This window comes from Rhodanobacter sp. G1, from assembly GCF_055397855.1.
Genome location: NZ_AP039674.1, coordinates 883,386 through 907,928 on the forward strand (window position 1 = coordinate 883,386; position 24,543 = coordinate 907,928).

The 24,543-nt window shown below is 68.5% G+C and carries 24 protein-coding genes and 1 pseudogene; 14 read left to right on the top strand and 11 right to left on the bottom strand.

Annotation, left to right across the window (positions count from 1 at the left end):
* Position 1: 1 nt before the first annotated feature.
* Entirely contained in the window at positions 2-850 is an 849-nt protein-coding gene (locus ACZ5Z2_RS03815) for a hypothetical protein (RefSeq protein WP_464760658.1), read from the top strand.
* Between the two features lie 215 nt (positions 851-1,065).
* Here the strand turns inward: ACZ5Z2_RS03815 and ACZ5Z2_RS03820 are convergent, their stop codons facing one another.
* Positions 1,066-1,752, bottom strand: coding sequence for an ABC transporter ATP-binding protein (locus ACZ5Z2_RS03820; protein WP_464760659.1), 687 nt, complete (start codon positions 1,750-1,752; stop codon positions 1,066-1,068).
* Between ACZ5Z2_RS03820 and ACZ5Z2_RS03825 the strand changes: the two genes are divergently transcribed.
* The gene (locus tag ACZ5Z2_RS03825; RefSeq protein WP_464760660.1) at positions 1,751-2,368 is read left to right on the top strand and encodes an arylesterase; all 618 of its coding nucleotides are present in this window, start codon (positions 1,751-1,753) and stop codon (positions 2,366-2,368) included. The genes ACZ5Z2_RS03820 and ACZ5Z2_RS03825 overlap by 2 nt on opposite strands.
* A gap of 76 nt (positions 2,369-2,444) precedes the next feature.
* Positions 2,445-3,173, top strand: coding sequence for a response regulator transcription factor (locus tag ACZ5Z2_RS03830; RefSeq protein ID WP_464760661.1), 729 nt, complete (start codon positions 2,445-2,447; stop codon positions 3,171-3,173).
* A 38-nt stretch (positions 3,174-3,211) separates the two neighbouring features.
* Here the strand turns inward: ACZ5Z2_RS03830 and ACZ5Z2_RS03835 are convergent, their stop codons facing one another.
* Positions 3,212-4,570: a 3-oxoacid CoA-transferase subunit B gene (locus ACZ5Z2_RS03835; protein WP_464760662.1), complete on the bottom strand. Its 1,359-nt coding sequence runs from the start codon at positions 4,568-4,570 to the stop codon at positions 3,212-3,214.
* Positions 4,571-4,968: 398 nt separating this feature from the next.
* Here ACZ5Z2_RS03835 and ACZ5Z2_RS03840 point away from each other — a divergent pair, with 398 nt between their 5' ends.
* From ACZ5Z2_RS03840 to ACZ5Z2_RS03850, 3 genes and pseudogenes are all read left to right on the top strand, one after another.
* Complete coding sequence (locus ACZ5Z2_RS03840; protein ID WP_464760663.1) at positions 4,969-5,334, top strand: BlaI/MecI/CopY family transcriptional regulator; 366 nt, start codon at positions 4,969-4,971, stop codon at positions 5,332-5,334.
* Positions 5,327-6,655 carry a M56 family metallopeptidase gene (locus tag ACZ5Z2_RS03845; protein ID WP_464760664.1) on the top strand — a complete coding sequence of 443 codons (1,329 nt, stop codon included), beginning with the start codon at positions 5,327-5,329 and terminating at the stop codon, positions 6,653-6,655. The genes ACZ5Z2_RS03840 and ACZ5Z2_RS03845 overlap by 8 nt, the downstream gene beginning before the upstream one ends.
* A 122-nt stretch (positions 6,656-6,777) precedes the next feature.
* Positions 6,778-7,791 (top strand): annotated as a pseudogene (locus tag ACZ5Z2_RS03850) (isoaspartyl peptidase/L-asparaginase family protein).
* 66 nt (positions 7,792-7,857) lie between these two features.
* Here ACZ5Z2_RS03850 and ACZ5Z2_RS03855 read toward each other — a convergent pair.
* The 6 genes from ACZ5Z2_RS03855 to ACZ5Z2_RS03880 form a co-directional block, all read right to left on the bottom strand.
* Positions 7,858-8,322: a thioredoxin domain-containing protein gene (locus tag ACZ5Z2_RS03855; RefSeq protein WP_464760665.1), complete on the bottom strand. Its 465-nt coding sequence runs from the start codon at positions 8,320-8,322 to the stop codon at positions 7,858-7,860.
* On the bottom strand, positions 8,322-9,491 hold the full coding sequence (locus ACZ5Z2_RS03860; RefSeq protein WP_464760666.1) for a sialidase family protein: 1,170 nt from the start codon (positions 9,489-9,491) through the stop codon (positions 8,322-8,324). Before ACZ5Z2_RS03860 ends, ACZ5Z2_RS03855 begins: the two co-directional genes overlap by 1 nt.
* Before the next feature lie 98 nt (positions 9,492-9,589).
* Positions 9,590-11,824, bottom strand: a complete 2,235-nt coding sequence (locus ACZ5Z2_RS03865) for a TonB-dependent receptor (protein ID WP_464760667.1) — start codon at positions 11,822-11,824, stop codon at positions 9,590-9,592.
* A gap of 87 nt (positions 11,825-11,911) precedes the next feature.
* Positions 11,912-12,502, bottom strand: a complete 591-nt coding sequence (locus ACZ5Z2_RS03870) for a response regulator transcription factor (RefSeq protein WP_464760668.1) — start codon at positions 12,500-12,502, stop codon at positions 11,912-11,914.
* Between the two features lie 51 nt (positions 12,503-12,553).
* Positions 12,554-13,828 carry an ATP-binding protein gene (locus ACZ5Z2_RS03875; RefSeq protein ID WP_464760669.1) on the bottom strand — a complete coding sequence of 425 codons (1,275 nt, stop codon included), beginning with the start codon at positions 13,826-13,828 and terminating at the stop codon, positions 12,554-12,556.
* A gap of 54 nt (positions 13,829-13,882) precedes the next feature.
* The gene (locus ACZ5Z2_RS03880) at positions 13,883-15,430 is read right to left on the bottom strand and encodes a peptide MFS transporter (protein ID WP_464760670.1); all 1,548 of its coding nucleotides are present in this window, start codon (positions 15,428-15,430) and stop codon (positions 13,883-13,885) included.
* Positions 15,431-15,612: 182 nt separating this feature from the next.
* Here ACZ5Z2_RS03880 and ACZ5Z2_RS03885 point away from each other — a divergent pair, with 182 nt between their 5' ends.
* The 4 genes from ACZ5Z2_RS03885 (at position 15,613) to ACZ5Z2_RS03900 (ending at position 18,058) form a co-directional block, all read left to right on the top strand.
* Positions 15,613-15,981 (top strand): diacylglycerol kinase, encoded by a 369-nt coding sequence (locus ACZ5Z2_RS03885; RefSeq protein WP_464760671.1) that lies wholly within the window; start codon positions 15,613-15,615, stop codon positions 15,979-15,981.
* Positions 15,982-16,043: 62 nt separating this feature from the next.
* Complete coding sequence (locus ACZ5Z2_RS03890) at positions 16,044-16,664, top strand: LemA family protein (RefSeq protein ID WP_464760672.1); 621 nt, start codon at positions 16,044-16,046, stop codon at positions 16,662-16,664.
* Between the two features lies 1 nt (position 16,665).
* Complete coding sequence (locus tag ACZ5Z2_RS03895) at positions 16,666-17,553, top strand: TPM domain-containing protein (protein WP_464760673.1); 888 nt, start codon at positions 16,666-16,668, stop codon at positions 17,551-17,553.
* Between the two features lies 1 nt (position 17,554).
* Positions 17,555-18,058, top strand: a complete 504-nt coding sequence (locus ACZ5Z2_RS03900; RefSeq protein ID WP_464760674.1) for a TPM domain-containing protein — start codon at positions 17,555-17,557, stop codon at positions 18,056-18,058.
* Positions 18,059-18,104: 46 nt separating this feature from the next.
* Here the strand turns inward: ACZ5Z2_RS03900 and ACZ5Z2_RS03905 are convergent, their stop codons facing one another.
* Positions 18,105-20,114, bottom strand: coding sequence for an alpha/beta hydrolase family protein (locus tag ACZ5Z2_RS03905; RefSeq protein WP_464760675.1), 2,010 nt, complete (start codon positions 20,112-20,114; stop codon positions 18,105-18,107).
* 333 nt (positions 20,115-20,447) lie between these two features.
* On the opposite strand from ACZ5Z2_RS03905, the gene lgt reads away from it, so the two are divergent.
* The 4 genes from lgt (at position 20,448) to ACZ5Z2_RS03925 (ending at position 23,713) form a co-directional block, all read left to right on the top strand.
* Positions 20,448-21,350, top strand: a complete 903-nt coding sequence (gene lgt, locus ACZ5Z2_RS03910; protein ID WP_464760676.1) for a prolipoprotein diacylglyceryl transferase — start codon at positions 20,448-20,450, stop codon at positions 21,348-21,350.
* Positions 21,347-22,162, top strand: a complete 816-nt coding sequence (locus tag ACZ5Z2_RS03915; protein WP_464760677.1) for a thymidylate synthase — start codon at positions 21,347-21,349, stop codon at positions 22,160-22,162. Before lgt ends, ACZ5Z2_RS03915 begins: the two co-directional genes overlap by 4 nt.
* A gap of 100 nt (positions 22,163-22,262) precedes the next feature.
* Entirely contained in the window at positions 22,263-22,751 is a 489-nt protein-coding gene (locus ACZ5Z2_RS03920) for a dihydrofolate reductase (protein WP_464760678.1), read from the top strand.
* 8 nt (positions 22,752-22,759) lie between these two features.
* On the top strand, positions 22,760-23,713 hold the full coding sequence (locus ACZ5Z2_RS03925) for a Nudix family hydrolase (RefSeq protein WP_464760679.1): 954 nt from the start codon (positions 22,760-22,762) through the stop codon (positions 23,711-23,713).
* A 34-nt stretch (positions 23,714-23,747) separates the two neighbouring features.
* Here the strand turns inward: ACZ5Z2_RS03925 and yjgA are convergent, their stop codons facing one another.
* Both yjgA and ACZ5Z2_RS03935 read right to left on the bottom strand, forming a co-directional pair.
* Positions 23,748-24,281 carry a ribosome biogenesis factor YjgA gene (gene yjgA, locus ACZ5Z2_RS03930; RefSeq protein ID WP_464760680.1) on the bottom strand — a complete coding sequence of 178 codons (534 nt, stop codon included), beginning with the start codon at positions 24,279-24,281 and terminating at the stop codon, positions 23,748-23,750.
* Entirely contained in the window at positions 24,278-24,532 is a 255-nt protein-coding gene (locus tag ACZ5Z2_RS03935) for a DUF1653 domain-containing protein (RefSeq protein WP_464760681.1), read from the bottom strand. The genes yjgA and ACZ5Z2_RS03935 overlap by 4 nt, the downstream gene beginning before the upstream one ends.
* Positions 24,533-24,543: the final 11 nt, after the last annotated feature.

Below are 24,543 nucleotides of genomic sequence, written 5' to 3' on the forward strand. Positions count from 1 at the left end.
CATGCTGATCTCCTACAACCGACCGAGCGATATCGCCTGGAGTCTGATCGGCGACGGCTCCGCATGGCTCAGCGACGATGCCGGCGCCGCGCTGGTCAACGGGCGCCCGGCAGCTGCGTCACGCCTGCAATGGCTCAGCGGCGCCCAGACCACGGCCAGCATCCTGATCCTGCGCGGCACGTGGGGCACGGCCATTGCGCCGCGCGTGGTGGGCCTGGTTGGGGTGACGCTGCCGGTGGGCACGCTGATCCGGCTCGCCTTCCGCCGCCCTGCCGATGCCGGCTACACCTACCTCGCGGACATTCCCCAGCAGCGCGTGGTGCTGCTGCCGGACGGCTCGCGCTGCGCCTGGTTCGTGCTGGACGACGGGCTGGATCCGGTGATCGGCGTGGAATTCCACATGGTGAACGACGTGAACGGCGCCGCCTCGATCACTGCCGGTGCCACGGTCGATCTCGGCGAAGCATGGGTGGGGCCGACGGTGGAGATTCCGCACGAAGCCGGCTGGTCGCGTGGCATTGCCGATCCGAGCGTCCTGCGCCGCTCGAAGGGCTCTCAGCTCTTTGCCAGCCCGCAGCGCAGCTGGCGCACGCTGCAAGTGCAATTCAGCCCCGATGTCGAAGCTGACGTTCGCGGCGATGGCCTCGACGGCGGCTCCGATTGGGAACAGATCGAGGCGGCGTTGCTGAGTGGCGCTCCCTGTGCGGCTGTTCCGCGCTGGCGCGGCCAGACGGCGGATTATCTGCAACGCACGGCCATGCTGATGGCTGCGACCAAGCAAGACGACATCCAGCATGCTGCCGGAAGCTACTACAGCAGGAACGTGACCTTCGAGGAGCTTCCGGCGTAGATTTCGCCCAGCGGCATTAGCTTTCGCATGGCAAAATCTTTTCGTGGACGATTTATCAAGCTTTTCCCGCCCGATTTATCTCGGCGCGCGTCACAAAAGAGAAGTAGCTCGGGCGCCAGCAGGCGCACGAAACTGCTTTGTCGCTTGCGTAAACACAAAAGCACTCATCCCCAATCCGCCACATCCCGCGGAAAAGGGAACAAAAGCACCCGCGCTCATGCGCCCACCACCACGCGCCCCTCCTCCAGCTCGATGCGCCGCCCGCAACGCGCAGCGAGCTGCACGTCATGGGTCACCAGCACGAGCGTGGTGCGATGGTCGCGGTTCAGCGCGAACAGCAGGTCGGCGATGTGGTGGCCGGTGCGCTGGTCGAGGTTGCCGGTGGGCTCGTCGGCAAACAGCAGGCGTGGGCCGTGCACGAAGGCGCGGGCGATCGCCACGCGCTGCTGTTCGCCGCCGGAGAGCTGCGCCGGATAGTGCCGGCGCCGCGCGGCGAGGCCGACGGCTTCCAGTGCCGCGCGTGCCTTCGCGCGGGCCTGCGCGTCGCCTTCCAGCTCCAGCGGAAGCATCACGTTTTCCTCGGCGCTGAGCGCGGGCAGCAGATGGAAGGACTGGAACACGAAGCCCACCAAGCGTCGGCGCAGGTCGGCGCGAGCCTCTTCGTCCATGCTTTCCAGCGCATGGCCGTCTAGCCGGATGCTGCCCGCGCTCGGTGTGTCCAGCCCGGCGAGCAGGCCGAGCAGGGTGGTTTTGCCGGAGCCGGAGGCGCCGACGATGGCGAAGCTCTCGCCGTCCGCCACCTGCAGGCCGACGCCATCGAGTATGTCCAGCCGCCCCTCGGGGCCGTGCACCGACTTGCTAACATCGCGCACATCGAGAACCAACCGGGGCGTGTCGCTCATGCGTCGTTTCCTGTTTCTGCTGCTGTTGCTGTCCGGGGTCGCCGCCACGGCGCAGGCCGCGCCCGCGCGTACCGTGCTGGTGCTGGGCGATTCGCTCTCCGCCGCGCACGACATTGCGGCGGAGCAGGGCTGGGTGCATCTGCTGGAAGTCCGTCTGGGCAAGATGGTGCCGCCATGGGCCGTGGTCAATGCCAGCATCAGCGGCGAGACCTCGCTGTCCGGGCGCAACCGCCTGCCGGCCTTGCTGGCGACGTATCGTCCCGGCGTGGTGGTGATCGAGCTGGGCGCGAACGACGGCCTGCAGGGCCTGCCGCTGACGCAGCTGCGCGACAATCTCACCGCCATGGTCAGCGCCGCGCAGGCCACGCATGCCAGGGTGCTGCTGCTCGGCATCGAGTTGCCGGTGAACTATGGCCCGCAATACCGCGACGGCCTGCGCGCGGTGTATGCCGACCTCGCGAAGCGCAAGCACGTGGCGCTGCTGCCGTTCCTGCTCGACGGCGTGGCGCTGGATCCCGCGCTGATGCAGGACGACGGCCTGCATCCCACCGCCGCAGGCGAGCCCAGGGTGCTGGAGAACGTATGGGGCCGGCTGCAGCCCTTGCTGCGCCCCTGAACGGCGTTTTCACGTCGTCATCACCACGTACCCGGTTAGCTCTTCACAAATGTGAAGCCATCATCGGAGGAGCGACATGAGCGGACTCGACGAGCAGGCTGGCCTGATTCTTCTGGTGGAAGACAACCGCCAGATCGCCGAAACCGTGGGCGCGGCGCTGGAGCGCGGCGGCTATTCGGTGGACTACGCGGCCGACGGCACCAGCGGCCTGCACCTGGCGGTCACCGGCAGCTACGACGTGATCGTGCTGGATCTGAACCTGCCCGGCATGGATGGCTTGGAGATCTGCCGCAAGCTGCGCGGCGAAGCGAAGAAGGCCACCCCGGTGCTGATGCTCACGGCGCGCGGCACGCTGGAGGACAAGCTCACCGGCCTGGAGTCCGGCGCCGACGATTACCTCGTCAAGCCGTTCGAGGTGCGCGAGCTGGAGGCGCGGCTGCATGCGCTGATCCGCCGCGACCGTCGCCAGGTGTCCGCCGAGGTGCTGCACGTGGGCGACATGACGCTGGACACCGCCACGCTGCGGCTGACCCGCGCCGGGCAGGAGCTCACCGTGTCGCCGATCGGCCTGAAGCTGCTGGCGATCCTGATGCGCGAATCGCCGCGCGTGGTGAGCCGGCGCGACATCGAGCGCGAGATCTGGGGCGACATGCTGCCCGACTCCGACACCCTGCGCTCGCACCTCTACAACCTGCGCCGCATCATCGACAAGCCCTTCGCACGGCCCCTGCTGCACACCATCCACTCCGCAGGCTACCGGCTCGCGGATCTCGACGCGGAAGTGGCGGCGGCGCGCACGGCTTGATGTGCGCCGCGAGGAAGGCTCGCGGCGCACCTTGATGTTTACTGCGACAACGACGGGCCGACCGCGAACGCGCAGCCCGTCTTCGCCTTCACCTCGTCCACCGTCACGCCGGGGTTGAGTTCGATCAGGGTGAGGCCCTTGCCCTTCTCGACCGCGAACACGCACAGCTCGGTGATGATCAGATCCACGCATTCCTTGCCGGTGATGGGCAGTTCGCACTCGTCCTTGATCTTCGGTGCGCCATCCTTGGAGGTGTGCTCCATCAGCACCACCACGCGGCGCACGCCGCTCACCAGATCCATCGCGCCGCCGGGGCCCTTCACCATCTTGCCTGGGATCATCCAGTTGGCGAGGTCGCCGCGGCAGGAGACTTCCATGCCGCCCAGGATCGACAGGTCGATGTGGCCGCCGCGGATCATCGCGAACGAGTCGGCGCTGGAGAAGAACGCCGAACCGGGCAGGGTGGTGATGGTCTGTTTGCCGGCGTTGATCAGGTCGGGGTCGACCTGATCCTCGGTGGGGAACGGGCCGATGCCGAGCAGGCCGTTCTCCGACTGCAGCACCACGTCCATGCCCGCGGGGATGTAGTTCGCCACCAGGGTCGGGATGCCGATGCCGAGGTTCACGTAGAAACCGTCGCGCAGCTCCTTGGCGGCGCGCTGCGCCATCGCCGTGCGGGTGGGGTTTTCCTTGCCGGTGTTGGCGCCGGCTAGCGTGCGGATCTCGATGCGCTTCTCGTACTTCGCGCCCTGGATGATGCGGTCGACGTAGATGCCCGGCACGTGGATGTTGTTCGGATCCAGCGTACCGACCTCGACCAGCTCCTCGACTTCGGCCACGCAGACCTTGCCGCAGGTGGCGATCATCGGGTTGAAGTTGCGCGCGGTCTCGCGGAATACCAGGTTGCCAAGGCGGTCGCCCTTCCACGCCTTGACGATGGAGACGTCGGCGTGGATCGCTTCCTCCAGCACGTATTCCTTGCCGTCGAACACCTTGGTTTCCTTGCCCTCGGCCAGCTTGGTGCCGAACGCGGTGCGGGTATAGAAACCGGGGATGCCGGCGCCGCCGGCGCGCAGCTTCTCGGCCAGCGTGCCCTGAGGGGTGAGGTGCAGCTCCAGCTCGCCCGCCAGCACCTGGCGCTCGAATTCCTTGTTCTCGCCCACGTAGGAGGCGTACACGCGCTTCACCTGGTGGGTCTTCAGCAGCGGCCCCATGCCGAAATCGTCCACGCCGGCGTTGTTGCCCACGATGGTGAGCTCCTTGGTGCCGGCTTCCAGCAGCGCGCTGATCAGGTTCTCCGGGATGCCGCACAGGCCGAAGCCGCCGGCGGCGATCGTCATGCCGTCGAACAGCAGGCCTTCCAGGGCTTTGCCCGCGCTTGCGCAAACCTTGTCCATTGCCGTGCCTTCATGCAGGGGAATTGGTTGCAAATGATACGACGGATTGTCGTCCGGCCGATTCGTACCAAAGTCGCAAGAGCTTTCGTGGCGGTGATGCCGGGGACGCTCCGATCGATCGGCTTCTTGCCTGTCATGCCTGCGCAAGCAGGAATCCAGTGCCGATGCGCTTATTGATCCGGCCAGCAAATACGTCGCGTACCCCGTTCGTCCTGAGCGTAGCGAAGCGGAGTCGAAGGACACCGAGTGAAACTGCTTGCGGGCCGGATCAATAGTGTCCTGGAGCACTGGATCCCGGCGTTCGCCGGGATGACGGGCGGGATAGGAACCTGCCAGGCTTGACGTCTTCATTTACGCATGTAAACATCGATTCACTTACATGTGTAAACGGTGGCGTCATGGCAGTCAGCGAAGCCGAGGCGGTGGTGATGGAAGTGCTCTGGCGCACGGCGCCGCGCAGCGCGGAGGAGATCCTTGCCGAGGTCGGCCCTGCGCAGGGCTGGCAGGAGGGCACGGTGAAATCCCTGCTCAACCGCCTGCTGAAGAAGAAGGCGGTGAAGGCCGAGAAGGACGGTCGCCGCTACCTCTACACGCCGCTGTTGAGCCGCGAGAAGTACGTCTCGCAGGAGAGCAAGGGCTTGCTCGACCGCCTGTTCGACGGCCGCGTGGCGCCGCTGGTGGCGCACTTCTCCGAGCAGCGCAAGCTCAGCAAGAAGGACATTGCCGAGCTGCGCAAATTGCTGAAGGAGCTCGACGATGAATGACCTTCGGGTGCCGGGCCTCGAATCGCTGGCGGCGGCATGGGCCGCGCGCGGCTGGCTGGCGCTGCTGGCCTTCACCGCGGCGGTGCTGCTGGTCGCCGCGCTGCGCAGGCCGTGCCGACGCTGGTTCGGCGCCGCGCGTGCCTTCCAGCTCTGGCTGTTGCCGCCACTGACCGTGTTGGCCAGCCAGTTGCCGCATGCCGTCGCATCGACGGCGCCGCTGCCGCCGCTGGTGTACACGATCACCTCGGCAGTCGGTACGGCGACGCCGCATGCGGACGCCGCCGGCGGTTTCGACTGGCACATCGTGGCCTTGCTGCTGTGGCTGGCCGGCATGGCGGTGGTGTCGGTGTTCGCCGTCGTGGCGCAGCGCCGCTATCGCGCGCAATTGCATGGCGCCACGCCGATGGCCGGTGCGCTGGCTTCCCGGCCGGTATTGCGTGCCGCGAGTGTCGGCGTCGGCCCGGCGCTGGTCGGCGCATGGCGCAGCCGTATCGTGCTGCCTGCGGATTTCCATGATCGATACGACTCCACCGAGCAGGAGCTGATCCTTGCCCACGAGGCCGCGCACGCACGCCGCGGCGACGGTTGGTGGGGCCTGTTCGCGCACGTGCTCGTCGCGCTGTTCTGGTGCCACCCGCTGGCGTGGTGGGCGCTGGCCGCGCTGCGCCACGACCAGGAGCTGGCCTGCGACGCCGCCGTGCTGCGCGAATACGGCGAACAACGCCGCTGCTATGCGAATGCGATGTTGAAAACCCAGTCGGCCGCGCTCGCGCTGCCCGTGGGCTGCAGTTGGTCACCTCGTCATCCACTCACGGAGCGTATCGCGATGTTGAAGCAGCATGAACCAGGAAGATTCCGCCGCATGTGCGGTTCGCTCGTCGTCTTTAGCGTGGCGCTGATGGTTGCAAGCAGCGTCTACGCGACCACACGGCCGGCGTCCCCAGCGAAAACCGCAGGGCAGGCGAATGCCGCGGAGCGCCACATGTTGAAGCTGGTGTTGGGCATCGGGAGTGAGCCGCCGCGCTTGCATGCCGCCATGTGCTTGAAGCCCGGTCAGTTCTACGAAGTGACCGAGAGCAATATCGGCAAGCTGCCGCCATGGCACGGGCGCTTCACCGTGGTTCCCGCCGAGCGCGGGCAATTGGAGGTTCAAGTCGCGATGAGTGGCGGCCCGCTGGCAAAGCCTTCCAATCCGTGGATCCGCATGTTGCCTGGGCAGCAGGGCACCATCCAGGTAGGCAAGAAGCTGGAAGACAAGGATGGCAAGGTTGTCGAGGACGACACGATCAGGATCGACCTGACGCCCAGCGTCGGCTGTTGAGTTCCGCCGCACGAAGCCCGGCAGGCACGGCTCGCCATACTTTCTCCAGTCGTCCTCAGGGAAAGAGCCCCGTGAAGCCGCGCCGCCTGTTGCCCGCCCTTGCCGCCCTCGGAGTCGCCGCGATGAGCCATGCCGCCGTGCCGCCGGTGCTGGTGATCCATGGCGGCGCCGGCGTCGTCAAGCACGACCTCACCCCGGCGAAGGAGCAGGCGATACGCGCGGCGATGACGAAGGCGCTGTTGAGCGGCTACGCCGAGCTGAAGGCCGGCTAGGGCGCGGTGGATGCGGCGAGCGCGGCCATCGTGGTGCTGGAGGACGATCCGCATTTCAACGCCGGCAAGGGCGCGGTGTTCACCCACGACGGGAAGAACGAGCTGGACGCGGCGATCATGGACGGCGACAGCCGCCGTGCCGGCGCGGTGGCCGGCGTGCAGCGGATCAGGAATCCGATCCTGCTGGCGCGCGCGGTGATGGAGCAGACGCCTTACGTGATGCTCTCCGGCCAGGGCGCCGAGGCGTTCGCGCAGAGCACCGGCATGCCGCTGGTCGATCCTTCCTACTTCCGCACCGAGGAGCGCTGGCAGCAGTTGCAGAAGGCGCTGAAGGAAGACGCGGCCGGCAAGTCGCACGAAGACGAGGAAACCGCGAAGCACTTCGGCACCGTGGGCGCGGTGGCGCTGGACGCGCAGGGCCATCTCGCCGCCGGCACTTCCACCGGCGGCATGGTCGACAAGCGCTGGGGCCGCATCGGCGACTCGCCGATCATCGGCGCGGGCACCTACGCCAACGGCGATTGCGCGGTGTCCGGCACCGGCTGGGGCGAGTACTACATCCGCACCGTGGCGGCGCATTCGATCTGCATGCAGGTGAGCGAGATGCGCGTGCCGATCAAGCGCGCCGCGGCGGTGGTGATCAACCAGGAGATTCCCGCACTGGGCGGCAACGGCGGTGCCATCGCGCTGGACGCGCACGGCAACATCGCCATCCCGTTCAACACCGATGGCATGTACCGCGGCTGGATCGACGCCAGCGGCGTGCCGCACGTGGCGATCTACGGCGACGAGGACGACGGCACCTCCGCGCCGCCTGCGCCCGCGCCGGCCGACAGCACGGATGGCGCCGACGATCAGCCGTAGCGGTGCATCCCGTGCGCGATGCCCTTTCGTTGCGTGGCGAGGAACCGTCCCACGCAGGATGCGTTCCTACGGAAGCTTTTGCAGCTGCGCCGCGGTGAGTTGCCCGCTGATGCCCTGCCGATTGCCGTTGGCGCGGATGATCTCGGTGCGCGGCGTCTCGCCGCCCCAGTTCGGGTCGATCAGGAAATCGAGGCGTTCGGGCGAGGCTTCGGCGTAGGCGCGGGCCGGATAGCCGTCCATGTGCGCCGCCTTGAGGCGGGCGGCGATTTCCGCATGGCGTGCGACGCTGTCGGTGGCCACGGTGAGCAGTTCGACGTCGTGCGGATGCGCGCGTTGCAGCTGTGCCAGCGCCTGCATGTTCGCCTCGCAATAGGCGCAGTCCAGCGACCAGATCGCGACGATGCGCACGCCGTGCGCGGGCGGCTTGAGCAAGGCAGGCACGTCGGCGGCGGTCAGCGGCACGGGCGTGCCGGCGCGGGCGAAGGCGGCCGGTGCCAGCAGGAGCAAGGCGGCGAGGAGGGCACGGCGCATCAGCGTGCCTCGACGGGAACCAGGCGGAAGCCGCCGGCGGTATTCCACGCGATGAAGGCATGGCCTTGCCGCACGAGCAGTTGCGGCGAGCCCACGGCGGCGGAAGATGTGGCGACGGCACGCGGTGCGCCGAAGTGCAGGCCACCGTCGTCGGAGACGCGCAGCATCAGCGAATAGCCGCGCGCGTCCACCTGGTTCCACGCCAGCCACACGGTCTGGCCGTGCACGGCCACGTCGGCATGGCTGGCGCCGGGGCCGGCGAGTTTCAGCACATGCTGCGGCGGCTGGCCGGGATCGAGCTGGCCGTACCAGATTGCGGGGCCGTGGCTGGCTTCGTACCACACCGCGTGGCGCGTGCCGTCGTCGCTGATGGCGAGGCCGGGGCCCTGCTCGGGGCAGGCGGCGATGTGCCAGTTGCTGAAGGTGGCGCGCTCGGCATGCGCGGGGCTGCCGTCGGTGGGCAGCAGGGCGTAGGCGTGGTCGCGGATGTTGTCGCCGAACACGCCGCGGAAGAACGTGGCGATCTCGCCGTCGGGCGCGTGCGCCAGCGCGATGCGGCAGCACTCGCAGGAGTGATCCATCACCTTGCGCTCGGGCACGAAGGTTCGGCCCTCGTCGTTGGACCAGCTGTAGTACACGGCGGCGCCGAGATACGGCTTGCCCTTGGCCTTCGCCGCCTCGAGGTCGCGCTTGTCGATCCATGCGAGCAGCACGCGGCCCCGGCCGTCCACCGCCAGCGCGTCGAAGCGGTGGGTGATCTCGGCGGTGTCGTGGTGCACGGTGATCGGCGCGGAGAAGTGCGCGCCATCGTCCAGCGAGCGGGCGAAGCGCACGAAGCCCGTCCACGGCTTCGCGCGCGGCTGCGACCAGCTCACGTACAGCTCGCCCTTGGGGCCGAACGCGATCTTGGGCCGGTTCTCGCCGGAGTCGTAGATCGGCTCGGCGATGGCGTTGACGTCCATCGGCGCGCTCAGCGTCTTGCCGAGGTCGTCGGAGTGGCGGATGCGCACGTGGCCGTCGGCGGCGTCCACCACCCACAGGCGGCCATGCGCGTCGAACGCGGCGCTGGCGCCCAGCGCGGGGCCGTGTGCCATCTTCATGCCGGGCATGTCGTGGGCGAAGGCGGTGAGCGGCAGCAGGCAGAGCAGGGTGAGGATCAGTTTGCGCATGGCGTGTCTTGAAGCGGCTGGAAAGGGAGGGGTGTGGCGCATGGCTTGCCCTCTCCCCGGCCCTCTCCCGCAAGCGGGAGAGGGAGGAAATCGCGGGGTTACAGCTCCCAGCGCAGCTCGCCGAACCAGGTGCGGCCGGCGTAGGGATGGTAGACCCAGTAGTGCTCGTTGGTGAGGTTGTCCACGCCCAGCGAGGCCGTCCACTGCGGCGCGAAGCGCCAGCGCAGCTTGGCGTCGGCCACGGTGAAGCTGCTGACGGCGCCGTAGGTGTCGAGGGTGTCGCCGTTGTTGAGGCTGTTGTATTGCCGGCCGGAGCGGCGCACGCCCAGCGAGGCGTCCCAGCCGGACGCGAAGCGCCAGTCGGCGAACACGGTGGCGCGCAGGCGCGGGATGCGCGGGAAATCCTTGCCGTCGGCCGCGGGGTACTGCCGGTCGCGCAGGGTGATCGCCTGGTTCCATGCGACGCTGGCGCTGATGTCCAGCCCGGACAGCCCGACGTCGGTGAGCACCAGTTCGCCCTCGACGCCGCGCGTGCGTACGCTGGCGATGTTCTGCACGCTGGTGACCGGCACGGGCAGGGTGATGTCGGTCTGCGAATACAGCGTGTCGGCCACGCGATCCTGGTACAGCGACGCGCGCCAGTGGCCGTGCGGCAGGGTGCGGATCAGGCTGAGGTCGGTGGACCAGTCGCGTTCCGGCTGCAGGTTCGGGTCGTTGTGGACGATGGCGCCGTTGGAGATCGAGCCCTGGAACAGCTCCTCGACGGTGGGGTAGCGCACGGCCTTGCCGGAGGACAGGCGCAGTTGCCAGTCCTCGGCCACGTCCCAGTTCAGCGACGCCTTGGGCGAGAAGTCGCTGCGTCGGCGCGCGGGGTAGGCGAGCGCGGCGCTGGCGTTGGCGAGCAGGCCGTCGTAGGCGCGCCACTGTTCCCAGCGCAGGCCGGCGGTCAATGCCCAGGCTTCGGCGAAGCTCCACACGTCCTGCAGGTAGAGCGCGCGCGTCTGCGTGCGGCCGCCGTAGGCGCTGATCTGCGCGCCGTCGGCGGGGCTCAGCCAGTCGCTGGCGGCCTGCACGCGCGAGTCGAGCACGTAGCGGTCGAGGTGCGCGCCGGCGTAGAGCATGTTCGAGCCGCCCAGCGGGCCGGAGCTGCGCAGGTCGGCGGTGCTCCAGCCGGAGCCGCCCATGTCGGCCACGGAGCCGGGGCCGCCGGCGGGCAAGGCAGCCCCGGCATCGTGCTGCAGGTCGCGCCGGTAGTCGTAGCGGCTGGCCACGGCCTCCCAGTGCCAGCCGTTGTCGAGATGGCCGTCAAGCTCGGCGCCATACAGCACGTGGGTCTGGTCGTAGGCGCTGGGCGCCAGGCCGCTGGCAGGCAATGTCCAGACTTTGCCGCCAGCGAGGATGGTGCCGCCGTAGACCGGCTGGCCGGCGGCGTCGCGGATCAGGCTGCGGGTGGCGTCGAAGGCGTCGTTGTGCCACCAGCCCAGGGTGAACAGCGCGCCGACGTGGTCGCTGATGTCCACGCCCAGCTGCAGGTTGGCCTGGGTCTGCTTGGTGTGTTCGATGGTGTTGGCGCCGTAGACCAGGCGCGGCGTGCCGCTGGGGTTGCGATCCAGCGTGGCGCCACTCACCGGCACGGCGTTGGCCGCGTTGCCGCCGGCCTGCGCGGTGGCGTACTGCATCGGCTGGCCGTGGTTGTCGAGCCGGTTGAGCGAAAGCAGCCAGCGCCAGCGGCCCTGCTTGTCGCCGAGCACGGCGGCGAGGCGGTGGCCGTCGTAGTGGCCGCCCGCGCCGTAGTGGTCGCCGTAGTCCTGGCTGAAATACTGTGCGTCGACGCTGGCGATCAGGCGTTCGGGCAGGCGGGTGTGGATCAGCACCGTGGTGCCCATCGCGTTGCCGGGATACAGCGCGGAATAGGGGCCGTACAGCACGTCCACCGCGCCGATTTCCTCGGGCGCCACCATGCCCCAGCGCGGCGCGCCGTCCCAGCCGTTGCTCATCAGGTTGGAGAGCAGCAGGCCGTCGGCGTAGAGCAGGCTGCGCGCGCTCTGCAGGGTGCCCGAGTCGCGGCCGCTGATCGTGGCGTTCGGGTCGCCGATGTAGCGCTCGCGCACCTGCAGGTTGGGCGCGTAGCGCAGCACGTCGCTGCTGGCGACGATGTTCTGCTGTTGCAGTCGCTTGCGGTCGATGCGCACCGTCACGCTGGAGGCATCCAGCACGGCGGTGTCGCTGGCGTGCACTTGCACCGGCGACAGCGTGACGGCTTGCGGCGTTTCGGCGGCCAGCGTCGTGCCTGCTGCACACAGCAGCAGCGCGAAGGGGAGGCACGAGTTCATGGGGGAAACTCTGGACTTGGGTCTAGGGTTTCTTAGTCTAGTCGCGCTTTCCGGCGGCGCCAGACGGCGCGTTGTCGCAGGCAGCGGTCAATCACCGCCGTCGGGCCGCTCGCGCACCGGATGTTTGCTCAGCTTGCGCTGCAGGGTGCGGCGGTGCATGCCGAGCCGGCGGGCGGTTTCGGAGATGTTGCCGTTGCACTCGGTGAGCACGCGCTGGATGTGTTCCCACTCCAGCCGGCGCAGCGCCAGCGGCGCCTCGGGGGCGTCGGGCAGGTCGTCGTCGTCGGCGTCGCTGCCGTTGTCGCCGTCGAGCAGGGCGCGCACCACGGCATCGGCGTCCACCGGCTTGGCGAGGTAGTCGTGCGCGCCGCGCTTGATCGCTTCCACCGCGGTGGCGATCGAGGCGTAGCCGGTGAGCAGCAGCACGCGCATGTCCGGCACCAGCGTGTGCAGCTCGGGGATCAGGCGCAGGCCGTTTTCCTCGCCCAGCTTGAGGTCGAGCACGCAATGGCGCGGCTGGTGGCGGCGCGCCAGCGCGCGCGCGTCGGCGAGGTTGGTGGCCGAGATCACCTCGAAGCCGCGCGAAGTCAGCGCACGGCCCAGCACGCGCACGAAGGTGGCGTCGTCGTCCACCAGCAGCAGCGGACGGGCGTTGGCGGGGCCGGAGTATTCGTTCATGTGCGTATTTTCGTCGCGGGCGGCACAGCATGCACGCATGCCGGGTGCGACTCAATGCCGCGATACGGCCGCCAGCGGCAGGCGCAGGCACACCACGGCGCCGTCGCCGGTGTTGCGCGCCACCAGCTCGCCGTCCAGGCGTTCGGCGGTGGCCACGGCCAACGTGAGGCCGATGCCCAGCCCGTCCTGCTTTTGCGACTGGCCCAGCCGCACGCTGCTTTCGGCGCTGGCGAAGCCGGGGCCGCGGTCGATCACCGTGAACTGCAGCCAGTCGCCTTCGCGCTCCACCTGCAGCAGCACCTCGCGCGAGTCGTGTTGGGCGGAGGCGTCGGCGGCATTGTTCAGCAGGTTCAGCAGCGCATGGCGCAGGCCGGGCGGCGCGTGCAGCGGCAGATGGGCGATGCCCTCGTCCAGTTGCAGCTCCAGTTCGGCTTCGGGATGCAGCAGCTGGAAGCGTTCGGCGCAGCCATGCAGGAATTGCGTCACGTCGAGCCGCTCCGGCTCCTGCGAGAGCTGCGCCTGGCCGAACGCCACCATCTCGCGCAGGATGTCGCGGCAGCGATCCACCTGGCCTTCGAGCAGGCTGAGATCCTCGGCCAGCGCGGTGTCGCCGGCGTGTTCGCGGCGCAGCTCGGGCAGCAGGGTGCGCATGGTGGAGAGCGGCGTGTTGAGCTCGTGCGCGGCGCCGGCGGCCTGGGTGGCGATGGCGAGGATGCCCTCGTCGCGCAGCGCACGCTCGTGTACGCGCTGGGTGGCCAACTGCTGCATGCGCAGTGCGCGCGCCAGCCGGTTGACGAAGAAGCCCAGCAGCAGCGCGGTGATGACGAAGTTCACGCCCATGCCGGCCACGTGCAGCCCGAAACCGTGGTCGCGCGCGCTGTCCGGCATCGGCAGCGGCACGTACCAGCGCATCAGCGACAGATAGGCGGTGCCGGCGATGGCGGCCACCGCGAGGATGGCGCGGATCGACAGCGCCGCGGCGGCCAGCGCGATGGGCACCACCAGCAGGGTGACGAAGGGGTTGCTGCCGCCGCCGGTGAAGTACAGCAGCACGCCCAGCACCAGCGTGTCCATGCCGATGTGCGCGACGGCTTCGGATTCGGCCACCGGCCACGGTCGGCCCAGGCGCCACGCCGCCAGCACCGCGAACACCGCCAGCAGGCCGATGCAGCACAGCAGCGGCAGCAGCGGTATTGGCAGGCGCAGCCACAGCGCGCAGACCAGCACTGCCACGCTCTGCCCGCCGATGGCGCACAGCCGCAGCCAGGCCAGCGTGCGCGCCAGCGCGAACGGGCCGATGCGGTTCTTGATGGAGCGGTGTGGCATGCGGTTCCACGACTTGCCGGGAGCCGCCGCGCGGGCGGCATCCCGGCGCTGCGATCAGGTCGCGTCGAACTCCTCGCTGCGCACGGCGGGCAGCGGTTCGCGGTTCGCCACGTCGGCGTGGCTGGCCGACAGCTTCTTCATCAGCGGCAGCACGGCCAGCGCGATCGCGGTGCAGCCCACGCCGACCAGTCCGAGCTTGTTGAACAGGTTGGTGTAGATGTCCAGCGACTGCACCGGGTCGGTGAGGCCCTCGGGGATGTGCGCGTAGTTGGCCACCACGCTGCCCAGGTACTGCGAGATGCCCGAGGCCACGAAGTAGGCGCCCATCATGAAGCCGCCCATGCGCTCGGGCACGTAGCGGGCGATCATCGCCAGGCCCAGGCCGGACACCAGCAGCTCGCCCAGCGAGTACAGGCCGTAGCCCCACACCATGATCCACGAGGACACCTGGCCGTCCACGGCCCACTTGGCGCCGACGCCGTAGATGAAGAAGCCGGCGGCCACCGCGGCGAAGCCCCAGGCGAACTTGGCGGCGACGGAAATGTCCTTGCCGACGCGGCCGAGCCCGTTGTAGATGAACACCAGCACCGGGCTCAGCAGCACGATCCAGATCGCGTTGAGCGACTGGAACTGCTCCGGGATCCAGGTGAGGACGTGCCAGCCGAACAGGCTGAAATCCAGGTTCACGTTCTTCTGCGCGAACAGGTTCAGCGAGGTGGACATCTGCTGGTAGAAGATGAAGAAGAAGATCGTCTGCACCACCAGCACCAGCGCGGCGATCAGGCCGGCGCGTTCGTCCCGGTGGCTGGAGCGGATCAGGTGGACGAAGATGCCGAGCACGACCACGCCAGCGGCATACACGCAGACGCGCGCCACCGTTTCGTTGTTGAGGATGAAGGCGGAGACGAACACCAGCGCGATGGCGCCGCCCAGCACTCCGGCCAGCTTCTTCAGGTCGACAGGCGCGTTGTCGGCCGGCGAGCCGATGTGCTTCAGAGTGCGGCTCATCAGCGCGTAATTGAACAGACCCAGCAGCAGGCCGACCGCGCAGGCGCCGAAGGCGGTGTGCCAGCCCCAGTCGTCGCTGACGTGGTTGCCCACGTAGTCGCGGATCCACGGCGTGAGCAGCATCGAGATGGTCGAGCCGATGTTCACCGCCATGTAGTAGATGGTGAAGGCGCTGTCGATCTTGCTGTCGTCGCCCTCGTAGATCTTGCGCACCAGGTTGCCGGCGTTCGGCTTGAACATGCCGTTGCCGACGATGATCACGCCCAGCGCGATGTACAGGAACGAGGCGTTGTCGGTGGGAATCCACAGCAGCGCATAACCCAGCATCAGCACGATCGCGCCGATGCGCATGGTGCGGCGGGTGCCGATCAGCTTGTCGCCCACCCAGCCGCCGATCGCCGGCGTCACGTAGATCAGCGCGGCGGCCGCGCCCCAGATCAGGTTCGCCTTGGTATCGACGAAGCCCAGCTTCTTCATCATGTAGGTGACCATCAGCACCTGCATGCCGTAGAAGCCGAAGCGCTCCCACATCTCGATCAGGAAGACGGTGCTGAACGACCGTGTTTGCGAAACGGGTGGATTCTGGGTTGCCATGCATCGGTTCCGTGCTGATGAAGTACAACGGCCGCGCTGGCGCGGCCGGCGAATCGCGGCGCCAGACGCGCCACAACCGCCGAAGCGTACCCCATCCGCCCCGCCGGCCCCGTTGCAGCGCAATATGCGGCCTGTGGCATCATTGCCGTTTGGCCCCGCGACGCGCCGGAGATCCACGTCCCATGCCCAGCCCCGGTTTCCGCGGCAACCCGCGCCAGCTCTGGAACGCCTTCCGCTGGTCGATGCTGGGCTTGCGCGCTGGCTGGCGGCACGAGGCCTCGTTCCGGCTGGAGGCGACGCTGGCGGTGGTGCTGATCCCGCTGGGCCTGTGGCTGGGCCAGGGCGCGCTGGAGAAACTCGCGCTGGCGGCGCCGGCCTTCCTCGTGCTGTCGGCCGAGCTGTTGAACTCGGCCATCGAGGCGGTGGTGGATCTGGCCAGCCCCGGTCGCCACGAACTTGCCGGCCGCGCCAAGGACATGGGCTCGGCCGCCGTGTTCCTGCTGATGATGCTGACGGTGCTGAGCTGGGGGCTGGTGCTGGGCTTGCGCTAGGCCGATTGCGCCGCCATCTCCGGGATGCTGCAATGCCAACCTCACCGGAACGGAGCCTCGCCATGAAACTCTTGCGCAATCTCGTGCTGTTGCTGCTCGCCATTGCCCTCACGGGCTGCGGCTACAACGCCATGCAGCGGCAGGACGAGGCGGTCAAGGCCGCGTGGTCGGAGGTGCTCAACCAGTACCAGCGCCGCGCCGACCTGGTGCCCAACCTGGTCGCCACGGTGAAGGGCTACGCCCAGCACGAGGAGAAGGTGTTCACCGAGGTGGCCGATGCGCGCGCCAAGGTGGGCAGCATCCAGGTGACGCCGGAGCTGGCCAACGATCCCGCTGCGCTGGCCAAGTTCCAGGCTGCGCAGGGCGAGCTAGGCAACGCGCTGTCGCGCCTGATGGCGGTCAGCGAGAACTATCCGACGCTCAAGGCCGACGGCCTGTTCCAGAACCTGCAGGCGCAACTGGAAGGCACCGAGAACCGCATCACCGTGGCGCGCCAGCGCTACGTGCAGGCGGTGCAGGACTACAACTCGATGATCCGCACCTTCCCCAACAACCTCACCGCCAAGATGTTCGGCTACACCGTGAAGCCGAACTTCAGCGTGCAGAACGAGCAGGCGATCTCCAGCGCGCCCAAGGTCGATTTCGGGGGCGCCGCGCCGGCACCTGCCGCCTCGGCGCACTGAGATGACCGCTCGCCGCCCGCATGCGCTGTGGGCATGGCTGCTGGCAGTGGCCTTGCTGCTGCCGGCGCTGCTGCACGCCGATGCCGCCGTGCCCAAGCTTGTGCGGCACGTCACCGACCTCACCGGCACGCTCAGCGCGCAGCAGGTGGACAGCCTCGACGCGCAGTTGACGGCGCTGGAGAAGGCCAAGGGCGCGCAACTGGTGGTGCTGATGGTGGGCAGCACCCAACCGCAGGATCTCGATGCCTATTCGCTAGCCGTGTCGATGGCGAACAAGGTGGGCCGCAAGGGCATCGACGACGGCGTGCTGCTGCTGGTCGCCAAGGACGACCATGCCGTGCGCATCGAGGTCGGTGCGGGGCTGGAGGGAGCGATCCCCGACGCGGCCTGTGCGCGGATCATCCGCGAATACATCGCGCCGAAGTTCCGCCAGGGCGATTACGCCGGCGGCATCAACGATGCGGTGGGTGCGCTCACGCTGCTCATCGACGGCGAATCCCTGCCGCCGCCCGTGCAGGGCGCTCCGCACGAAAAGCGGGGGCTGGATCTGCAAACCCTGCTCACCGTGGGCTTCTTCGCGTGGATCTTCCTGCGCGGCGTGCTGGGGCGTGCGCATGCCTTCGTGCGCGCGCCGCTGGGCGGGCTGGTCATCGGAGGGCTGTTCTGGCTGATGGCCTCCGCCGGCATGGGCATCTTCGGCGGTATCGCTGGCGGCCTGCTGATGTTGCTGCCGGCCGGTGCCGGGCGCTCCATCGGCGGTGGTGGCTGGGGCGGCTTCGGTGGCTGGGGCGGCGGCGGGTTTGGCGGCGGCGGTGGATTCGGCGGCGGTGGCGGGTTCAGCGGTGGCGGCGGCAGCTTCAACGGCGGCGGCGCCTCAGGGAGCTGGTGACATGGGCCGCCTGCAACGCCTGCTGACGAATCTCGGCGAAGGCTGGTTCCAGCTGCGCCGCCGTTTTCCCTCCAGCCTGCTCGACGAGATCGCCGTCGCGGTCGCCGAGGGCGAGCGCCGGCACCTGGGCGAAGTCCGCCTTGCCGTGGAATCGCGGCTGTCGCCGCTGGCCGTGCTTGCCGGGCTGGATGCGCCCACGCGCGCGCGCCAGGTGTTCGAGCAGTTGTGCGTGTGGGATACCGAGCACAACAACGGCGTGCTGGTCTATGTGTTGCTGGCCGAGCACCGCATCGAGATCGTCGCCGACCGCGGCATCGCGCGGCACGTGGCGCCCAGCGAGTGGGTGGCGGCATGCGAGCGCATGCGCGAAGCCTATGCGTGCGGCCAGTGGCGCGAAGGCAGCCTGCGCGGCATCGAGGCCGTGCATGCGCTGCTCGAACGGCATTTCCCCGCCGACGGCGAGCCGCGAAGGGACGAGCTGCCGGACAGGCCGGTGCTGCTCTGAGCCGTTTGCCGCGCCCGGTTATGGGCGCGGCAGATGGTTGTGCGGATCAGGGCGCGGTGGCGCCTTTGCCGATGTACTTGGCCAGGAAGTCCTGCATGTGCTGGTACATGTCGGTGCGATCCTGCTCGGTATAGAAGCCGTGGCCTTCCTTGGGTTTGCTCAGCCACACGTAGGGCTTGCCGGCCTTGTCCAGCGCGCTGCGCAATGCGGTGGCGTTGCGGTAGGGCACGCGCGGGTCGGATTCGCCGTGGGCGATCAGCACCGGCACATTGAAGCGGTCGAGCATGTACAGGGGCGAGATCGCGCGCGCGGCAGCCTTGTCGCCGATGGCGTCGGCGAAATAGCGCAGGCCGGAGGCGAAGTGGCTGGTGTCGCTGCTGTCCATGCCGATGGTCCAGTCGGATACGCCGGCGTAGTCGATGGCGCACTTGTATAGATCCGGCGCGAGGATCGGTTGCATCAGCGAGGAGTAGCCGCCGAAGCTGCCGCCGTAGACGCAGATGCGCTTGGCGTCTGCGTCGCCCTGGGCGATGGCCCAGCGCACTCCGTCGGCCAGATCCTGCTGGATGCGGTCGCCGAAATGCTTGAAGCCCGCATGCAGGAAGGCGGGGCCGCGTCCGGCCGAGCCGCGGTAGTTCACCTGCAGCACCGCGTAGCCGCGGCTGGCGAGGAACTGGGCATCGTTGTCGTAAAACCAGCTGTCCTCGATGCCGATCGGGCCCCCATGTGGAACCAGTACCAGCGGGTAAGGCTTGCTGCCGCTGGCGGGCAAGGTGAGGAAGCCGCCCAGTTCCTGTCCGTCGCTGGCCTTGAAGCGGATGGGTTCGCGTTGCGCCATTTGCGCGGGCTTGATCCACGGCTCCACCTGAAACAGCGGGCGCAGGCTCATCGTGGAGCGTTCGAACAGCGCATAGGTGCCGGGGTCGCGATCACTGGCGGCGTGGATCAGCAGGATGTTGCCATCGTCGCTCGCGCCCGTGATGTTGATGAACTCGTCCGGGAACTTGCCGCTGAGCGCCTGATGGATCTGCGCCAGCGGGTCGTTGCCGAAGTCGACGAAGCGCGGCCGGCCGCCGCCGATGGCGGCCGCATAGGGAGCGCCGCCTTTCGGGGCATACAGCACATCCATCACCGAGGCGAAATCGTCGCCTGCGAGCACCTTGCGCCCACTGCCATCGGGCTTGCTGGCCACCAGCGCCTCGGGGCCGCCGTTGGCGGCGTACAGCGACCACAGCGTGCTGCCGTCGGCGCTGAGGCGCAGCGGTCGCAACTGGCCGCCGACGTCGAGCTTGCGCCAGGGCTTGCCCTTGCCGTCGCGGATCCAGGTTTCCATCGTTACTGCGTTGCCCGGAGTGCCATAGGCGTAGCGGGCTACGCCATCGTGCAGCACGAAACTCATGCCGCCGCGATCGATCTCGCCGACTTCCACCGCCTTGCCGTTCGAACTGTCGACGTCGTAGACCATGCTCTTGCTGGCCTCGTACACCGTAAAGTTGCCCGAGGATTCGGGGCTGAAGTCCAGATAGATATGGCCGTTGCGCGTGGCCGGCACGCCGGCGATGCTGGCGAAGCCGCGCGGCATGTCCTGCGAGTGCAGCGTCTTGCCGCGCGTGGCCAGGTCGTACAGTGTCGCCTTGTGGCTGCCGTCGTAGTTCACCGCGACGATCTCGCCGGTCAGTTGCGGCACGTCCAGCCAGGTCGATTCGTAGGCCACCGCCACCACCAGCCGCTGGTTGCTCACCCAAACGGCGCGCGCCGGCAGGTTGTGCGGCGCCATGTCCAGCCGGCTCACCGGCTTGAGGTCAGGCAGGTGCAGCACGGCGAGCTGGTAGTTGCTGCGATCGCCGGCGTCCTTGCCGGGGATGCGCACGGTGACGGCAAGCAACTGGCCGTCGGGCGAGATGCTCGGGTTGCTGATTTGGCCGCTGCGCGCGAAGTCCGAGATCGGCAGTGGCGAGTCGACGGGCGCGGCCGGTGCCGCGAGCAGCCCGAAGGGAGACGCCAGTGCCAGCGCAAGCAGCACGCGAATGGGCAGGCGGGATGGGGTGGAGGGCATGATCGATTCCTTGAATGTCGTGAACTTTCCGCAGCGGCGCCGAAGGGCGGGGGCATGCAGCGTATCGCGACATCGGGTGCGATCGGGCACGGACAACCGCGCGACCACAGACCCGGCGCAAGACGACATGGATTCCCCCTGATTCCCCGGCGTACGGCATTGCAGGTGCCGTCGCGATCGACGCGTCGCGACGGGCGCGTCGCATCGATCTGGCCACGAGTCTAGATCAATTCCGGATGCATCGCACCCGCGACGGCAGCGGGAACTGGCGGTGTTACGCGGTTTGGGATGCGTCCGCTACACTGCCCGTTTTCGCGGCTACGCTCGGCAAGCATGGGCACACCTCCAATCGTCGACATCAACCCCATCGCCTTCCACCTCGGCCCCGTGCAGGTGCATTGGTACGGGCTGATGTACCTGGTCGGTTTCCTCAGCGCCGCCGTGCTGGGCGAATACCGGCGCCGCCAGGGGCGTCTCCCGGTGACGCGCGATGCGCTCAGCGACCTGTTCTTCTACGGCATGATGGGCGTGATCGCCGGCGGGCGCATCGGCTACATGCTGTTCTATTACACCGGCGGCCTGCGCTGGATCTGGGCCGATCCGCTGGCGCTGTTCCGCGTGTGGGACGGCGGCATGAGCTTCCACGGCGGCCTGGTCGGCGTGCTGGTGGCCGGCTTGTGGTGGTCGCGCCGGCACAAGCTGCACTTCATGGACACGGTGGACTTCGTGGCGCCGCTGGTGCCGATCGGGCTGGGGCTGGGCCGGCTGGGCAACTTCATCAACGGCGAGCTGTGGGGCAAGCCCACGCACCTGCCGTGGGGCATGATCTTTCCGAATGCGCATGGCGAGGACGTGGCCTACGCCGCCGCGCATCCGGCGTGGCAGGCGCAGTTGCAGCAGTTCGGCGGGCTGGTGCGCCAGCCCTCGGAGCTGTACGAACTGGCGCTGGAGGGCGTGGTGATGTTCGCCGTGCTGTGGCTGGTGTCGATGAAGCCGCGGCCGCGCTACCTGATCTCCGGCCTGTTCGCGCTGATGTACGGCTGCTTCCGCTTCGGGGTGGAGTTCGTGCGCCTGCCCGACATCCAGCTCGGTTATCTCGCCTTCGGTTGGCTCACGATGGGGCAGATCCTCTCGCTGCCGCTGATCGTCGCGGGCCTGTGGCTGCTGTGGCTGTCGCGCAAGGCGCCCACGCTGCGCCTGTACGAAGTGGCGTTGCCGGCTCAGGGCGATCGATGAAGGCCTACCTCGACCTGCTGCGCCACGTGCTGGAGCACGGCGCCGGGAAGATGGATCGCACCGGCACCGGCACGCGCAGCGTGTTCGGCTGGCAGATGCGCTTCGACCTCGCCGAAGGCTTCCCGCTGGTCACCACGAAGAAGCTGCACCTGAAGTCCATCGTCCACGAGCTGATCTGGTTCCTGAAAGGCGACACCAACATCGCCTATCTCAAGGAAAACGGCGTCAGCATCTGGGATGAATGGGCCGATGCCGCCGGCAACCTCGGCCCGGTCTACGGCAAGCAATGGCGCGCCTGGCCCACCGCCGACGGCGGGGCGGTCGACCAGATCCGCTGGGTGGTGGACGAGATCCGGCGCAACCCCGATTCGCGCCGGCTGATCGTCAGCGCGTGGAACGTGGGCGAGCTGCCGAAGATGGCGCTGATGCCCTGCCACACGCTGTTCCAGTTCTACGTGGCCCCTGCGGCGGCCCCGGGGCAGGTGGGCAAGTTGAGCTGCCAGCTCTACCAGCGCAGCGGCGACATCTTCCTCGGCGTGCCGTTCAACATCGCCAGCTACGCGCTGCTCACCCACATGGTGGCCCAGGTCTGCGGCCTGGGCGTGGGCGACTTCGTGCACACGCTGGGCGACGCGCACCTGTACAGCAACCACGTGGAACAGGCGCGGCTGCAACTGACGCGCGAACCGCGCCCCTTGCCGCGGCTGGTGCTGAACCCCGGCGTGCGTGCGCTGGAGGATTTTCGCTACGAGGACGTCGCCATCGAGGGCTACGAGCCGTACCCCGCGATCAAGGCGCCGGTGGCGGTGTAGCGGCGCCGTCACGCGCCACGCATCCACGAATCGCTACAATGTTCCACTGATCGCGCCACGGTGGCGCGATTCGATTTCGTGAACCCAGCAGGGAGTTCAGATGGCTATTTCGTTGATTGCTGCGCTGGACGAGAACTTCGCCATCGGCCGCAAGGGGCAATTGCCCTGGCAATTGCCGGACGACCTGCGCTGGTTCAAGCAGCTCACCGTGGGCAAGCACGTGCTGATGGGCTACAACACGGCACTGTCGATCGGCCGTGCGCTGCCGGATCGCACCAACCTGGTGTTGTCGCGCCGGCACGAGGCGCCGTTTCCCGGCCAGATCACCGTGCGTTCCATCGAAGAAGCGCAGGTGCGCAGCGACCACAGCGGGCTGATGGTGATCGGCGGCAGCCAGGTGTTCCGCGAGGCCTTGCCGCTGGCGCGCCGGCTGTACCTCACCTGGGTCAGTGCGGCGGTGGATGGCGCGGACGCCTTCTTCCCCGGCGTGCATTTCAGCGACTGGACGGAAGTCTCTCGCGTGCACCACAAGCGGGACGCCGAGCACGCCTACGACTTCGACATGGTCGAGTACGTGCGCGGCAGCTGAGCAGGCCGGTGAGCGACGCGCCGTTGCACGTGCTGGCCGGCGCGCTGCGCGACCGCGATGGCCGCGTGCTGCTGGCCGAGCGGCCTGCGGGCAAGCATCTGGCGGGCCTGTGGGAATTCCCCGGCGGCAAACGCGAGCCCGGCGAGACGCAGCTGGCGGCGCTGGCGCGTGAGCTGGAGGAGGAACTCGGCGTCACGCCGGTCGAGGCCGCGCCGCTGATCCGCGTGCCCTGGTGCTATGGCGAACGCATGCTGCTGCTGGATGCGTGGGTCGTGACGCACTGGCGCGGCGAGCCGCGCCCACTGGAAGGGCAGGGCCTGTGCTGGCGCCTGCCGGCGGAGGTGGATCCGGCGACGCTGGCGCCCGCCGACCACGCGATCCTGCAGGCGCTGCGCCTGCCGCCGCGTTACCTCATTACGCCGGCGGATGTGGCATTGCAGGAACGCAATGCATGGTTCGAGCGCATCACAGGCGCCATCGAAGCCGGCGAGCGCCTGCTGCAGTTGCGCCTGCCGCTGTGGCCGCGCGATGCCGTGCGCGAACTTGCCGTGGCATTGTCGCCCGTGGCGCACGGACATGGCGCGCAGTTGCTGCTCAATGCGGATATCGAAGGCGCGCTGTCGCTGGGCGTGGGCGTGCATCTGACCGGCGCGCAGCTGGCGGCGCTCGATGCGCGCCCGTTGCCGCTGCGGCAAACCGTCGGCGCGAGTTGCCATGACGCCACGCAGCTAGCGAAAGCGCTGCAACTGGGCGCGGATTTCGTCACGCTGTCGCCGGTGACGGCCACGGCCAGCCACCCGGATGCAGTGCCGCTGGGATGGGCACGCTTCGAAACGTTGGCCGAAGCCGCCGCGATGCCGGTCTACGCGCTGGGCGGCATGTCGCCGGTGCAACTGCCGCAGGCACACGCGGCAGGCGCGCAGGGCGTGGCGGGCATCCGCGGTTTCTGGCCCGCAGCGTAGCGGCGCCGCTGGCGCGCACTGGCTGCCGCTGCGCCTAGGCTTCGTCGCCTTGCAGCGACTTGAGTAACTGGAACAGCTCCCGGAACGCGCGCGGCGGCTTGTTCGGCGTGGCTTTCTCCACGCGCGCCTGGCGGATCAAGGCGCGCAGGTGCTGGCGATCCACGTCCGGGTATTGCTCGATCAGTTCGGAGGCCGCCGTGTCGCCGTCGTCGCCCAGCAGGCGCTCGCGCAGCGCTTCCATGCGGTGCATCGCGGCGGTTTCCTGCCGCTGGCGGTCGCGGTTCTCGCCCAGTGCGGCGCGCACCGAATCGAAGGCCGCGCTGTCGTGGCGGCGCATCAGCTTGGCGAGGAAGGCCAGCTCGCGCTTGCGCGCGATGTGCGAGGTGATGCGGCGCACGTGGGCGATCTCGTCGCGCACGTCGTCGGGCAGCTCCAGCTTCGCCAGCCGCGTCGGCGGCAGTTCGACCAGCAGGCCGGCCAGCTCCAGCACAGCCAGCGCGTCGCGGCGCTGCTGGGTGCGGGTAGGGCCGTAGTCGTGGTCGGGATCGTCGGTGTAGTTGCGGTTCATGGGTTTTCCAGCAGGCCCGGATTTTCGAGCAAGCCAAGTTCGGCCTGTTCCAGCGCGAAACGGGGCACGGTTGCGCCGTCCACGGTCACGCTTTCGGCGAACATCGCCACGGGGCGTACCCACAGGCCGCGTTCGCCGTACAGCGCCTGGTACACCACCAGCTGTTCTTCCGTCTCGCTGTGGCGGGCGGTGCCCAGCACGCGGTAGCGCTGGCCTTTGTAGTGGCGGTAGAGGCCGGGGACGACCGACATGTTCGGCTTCG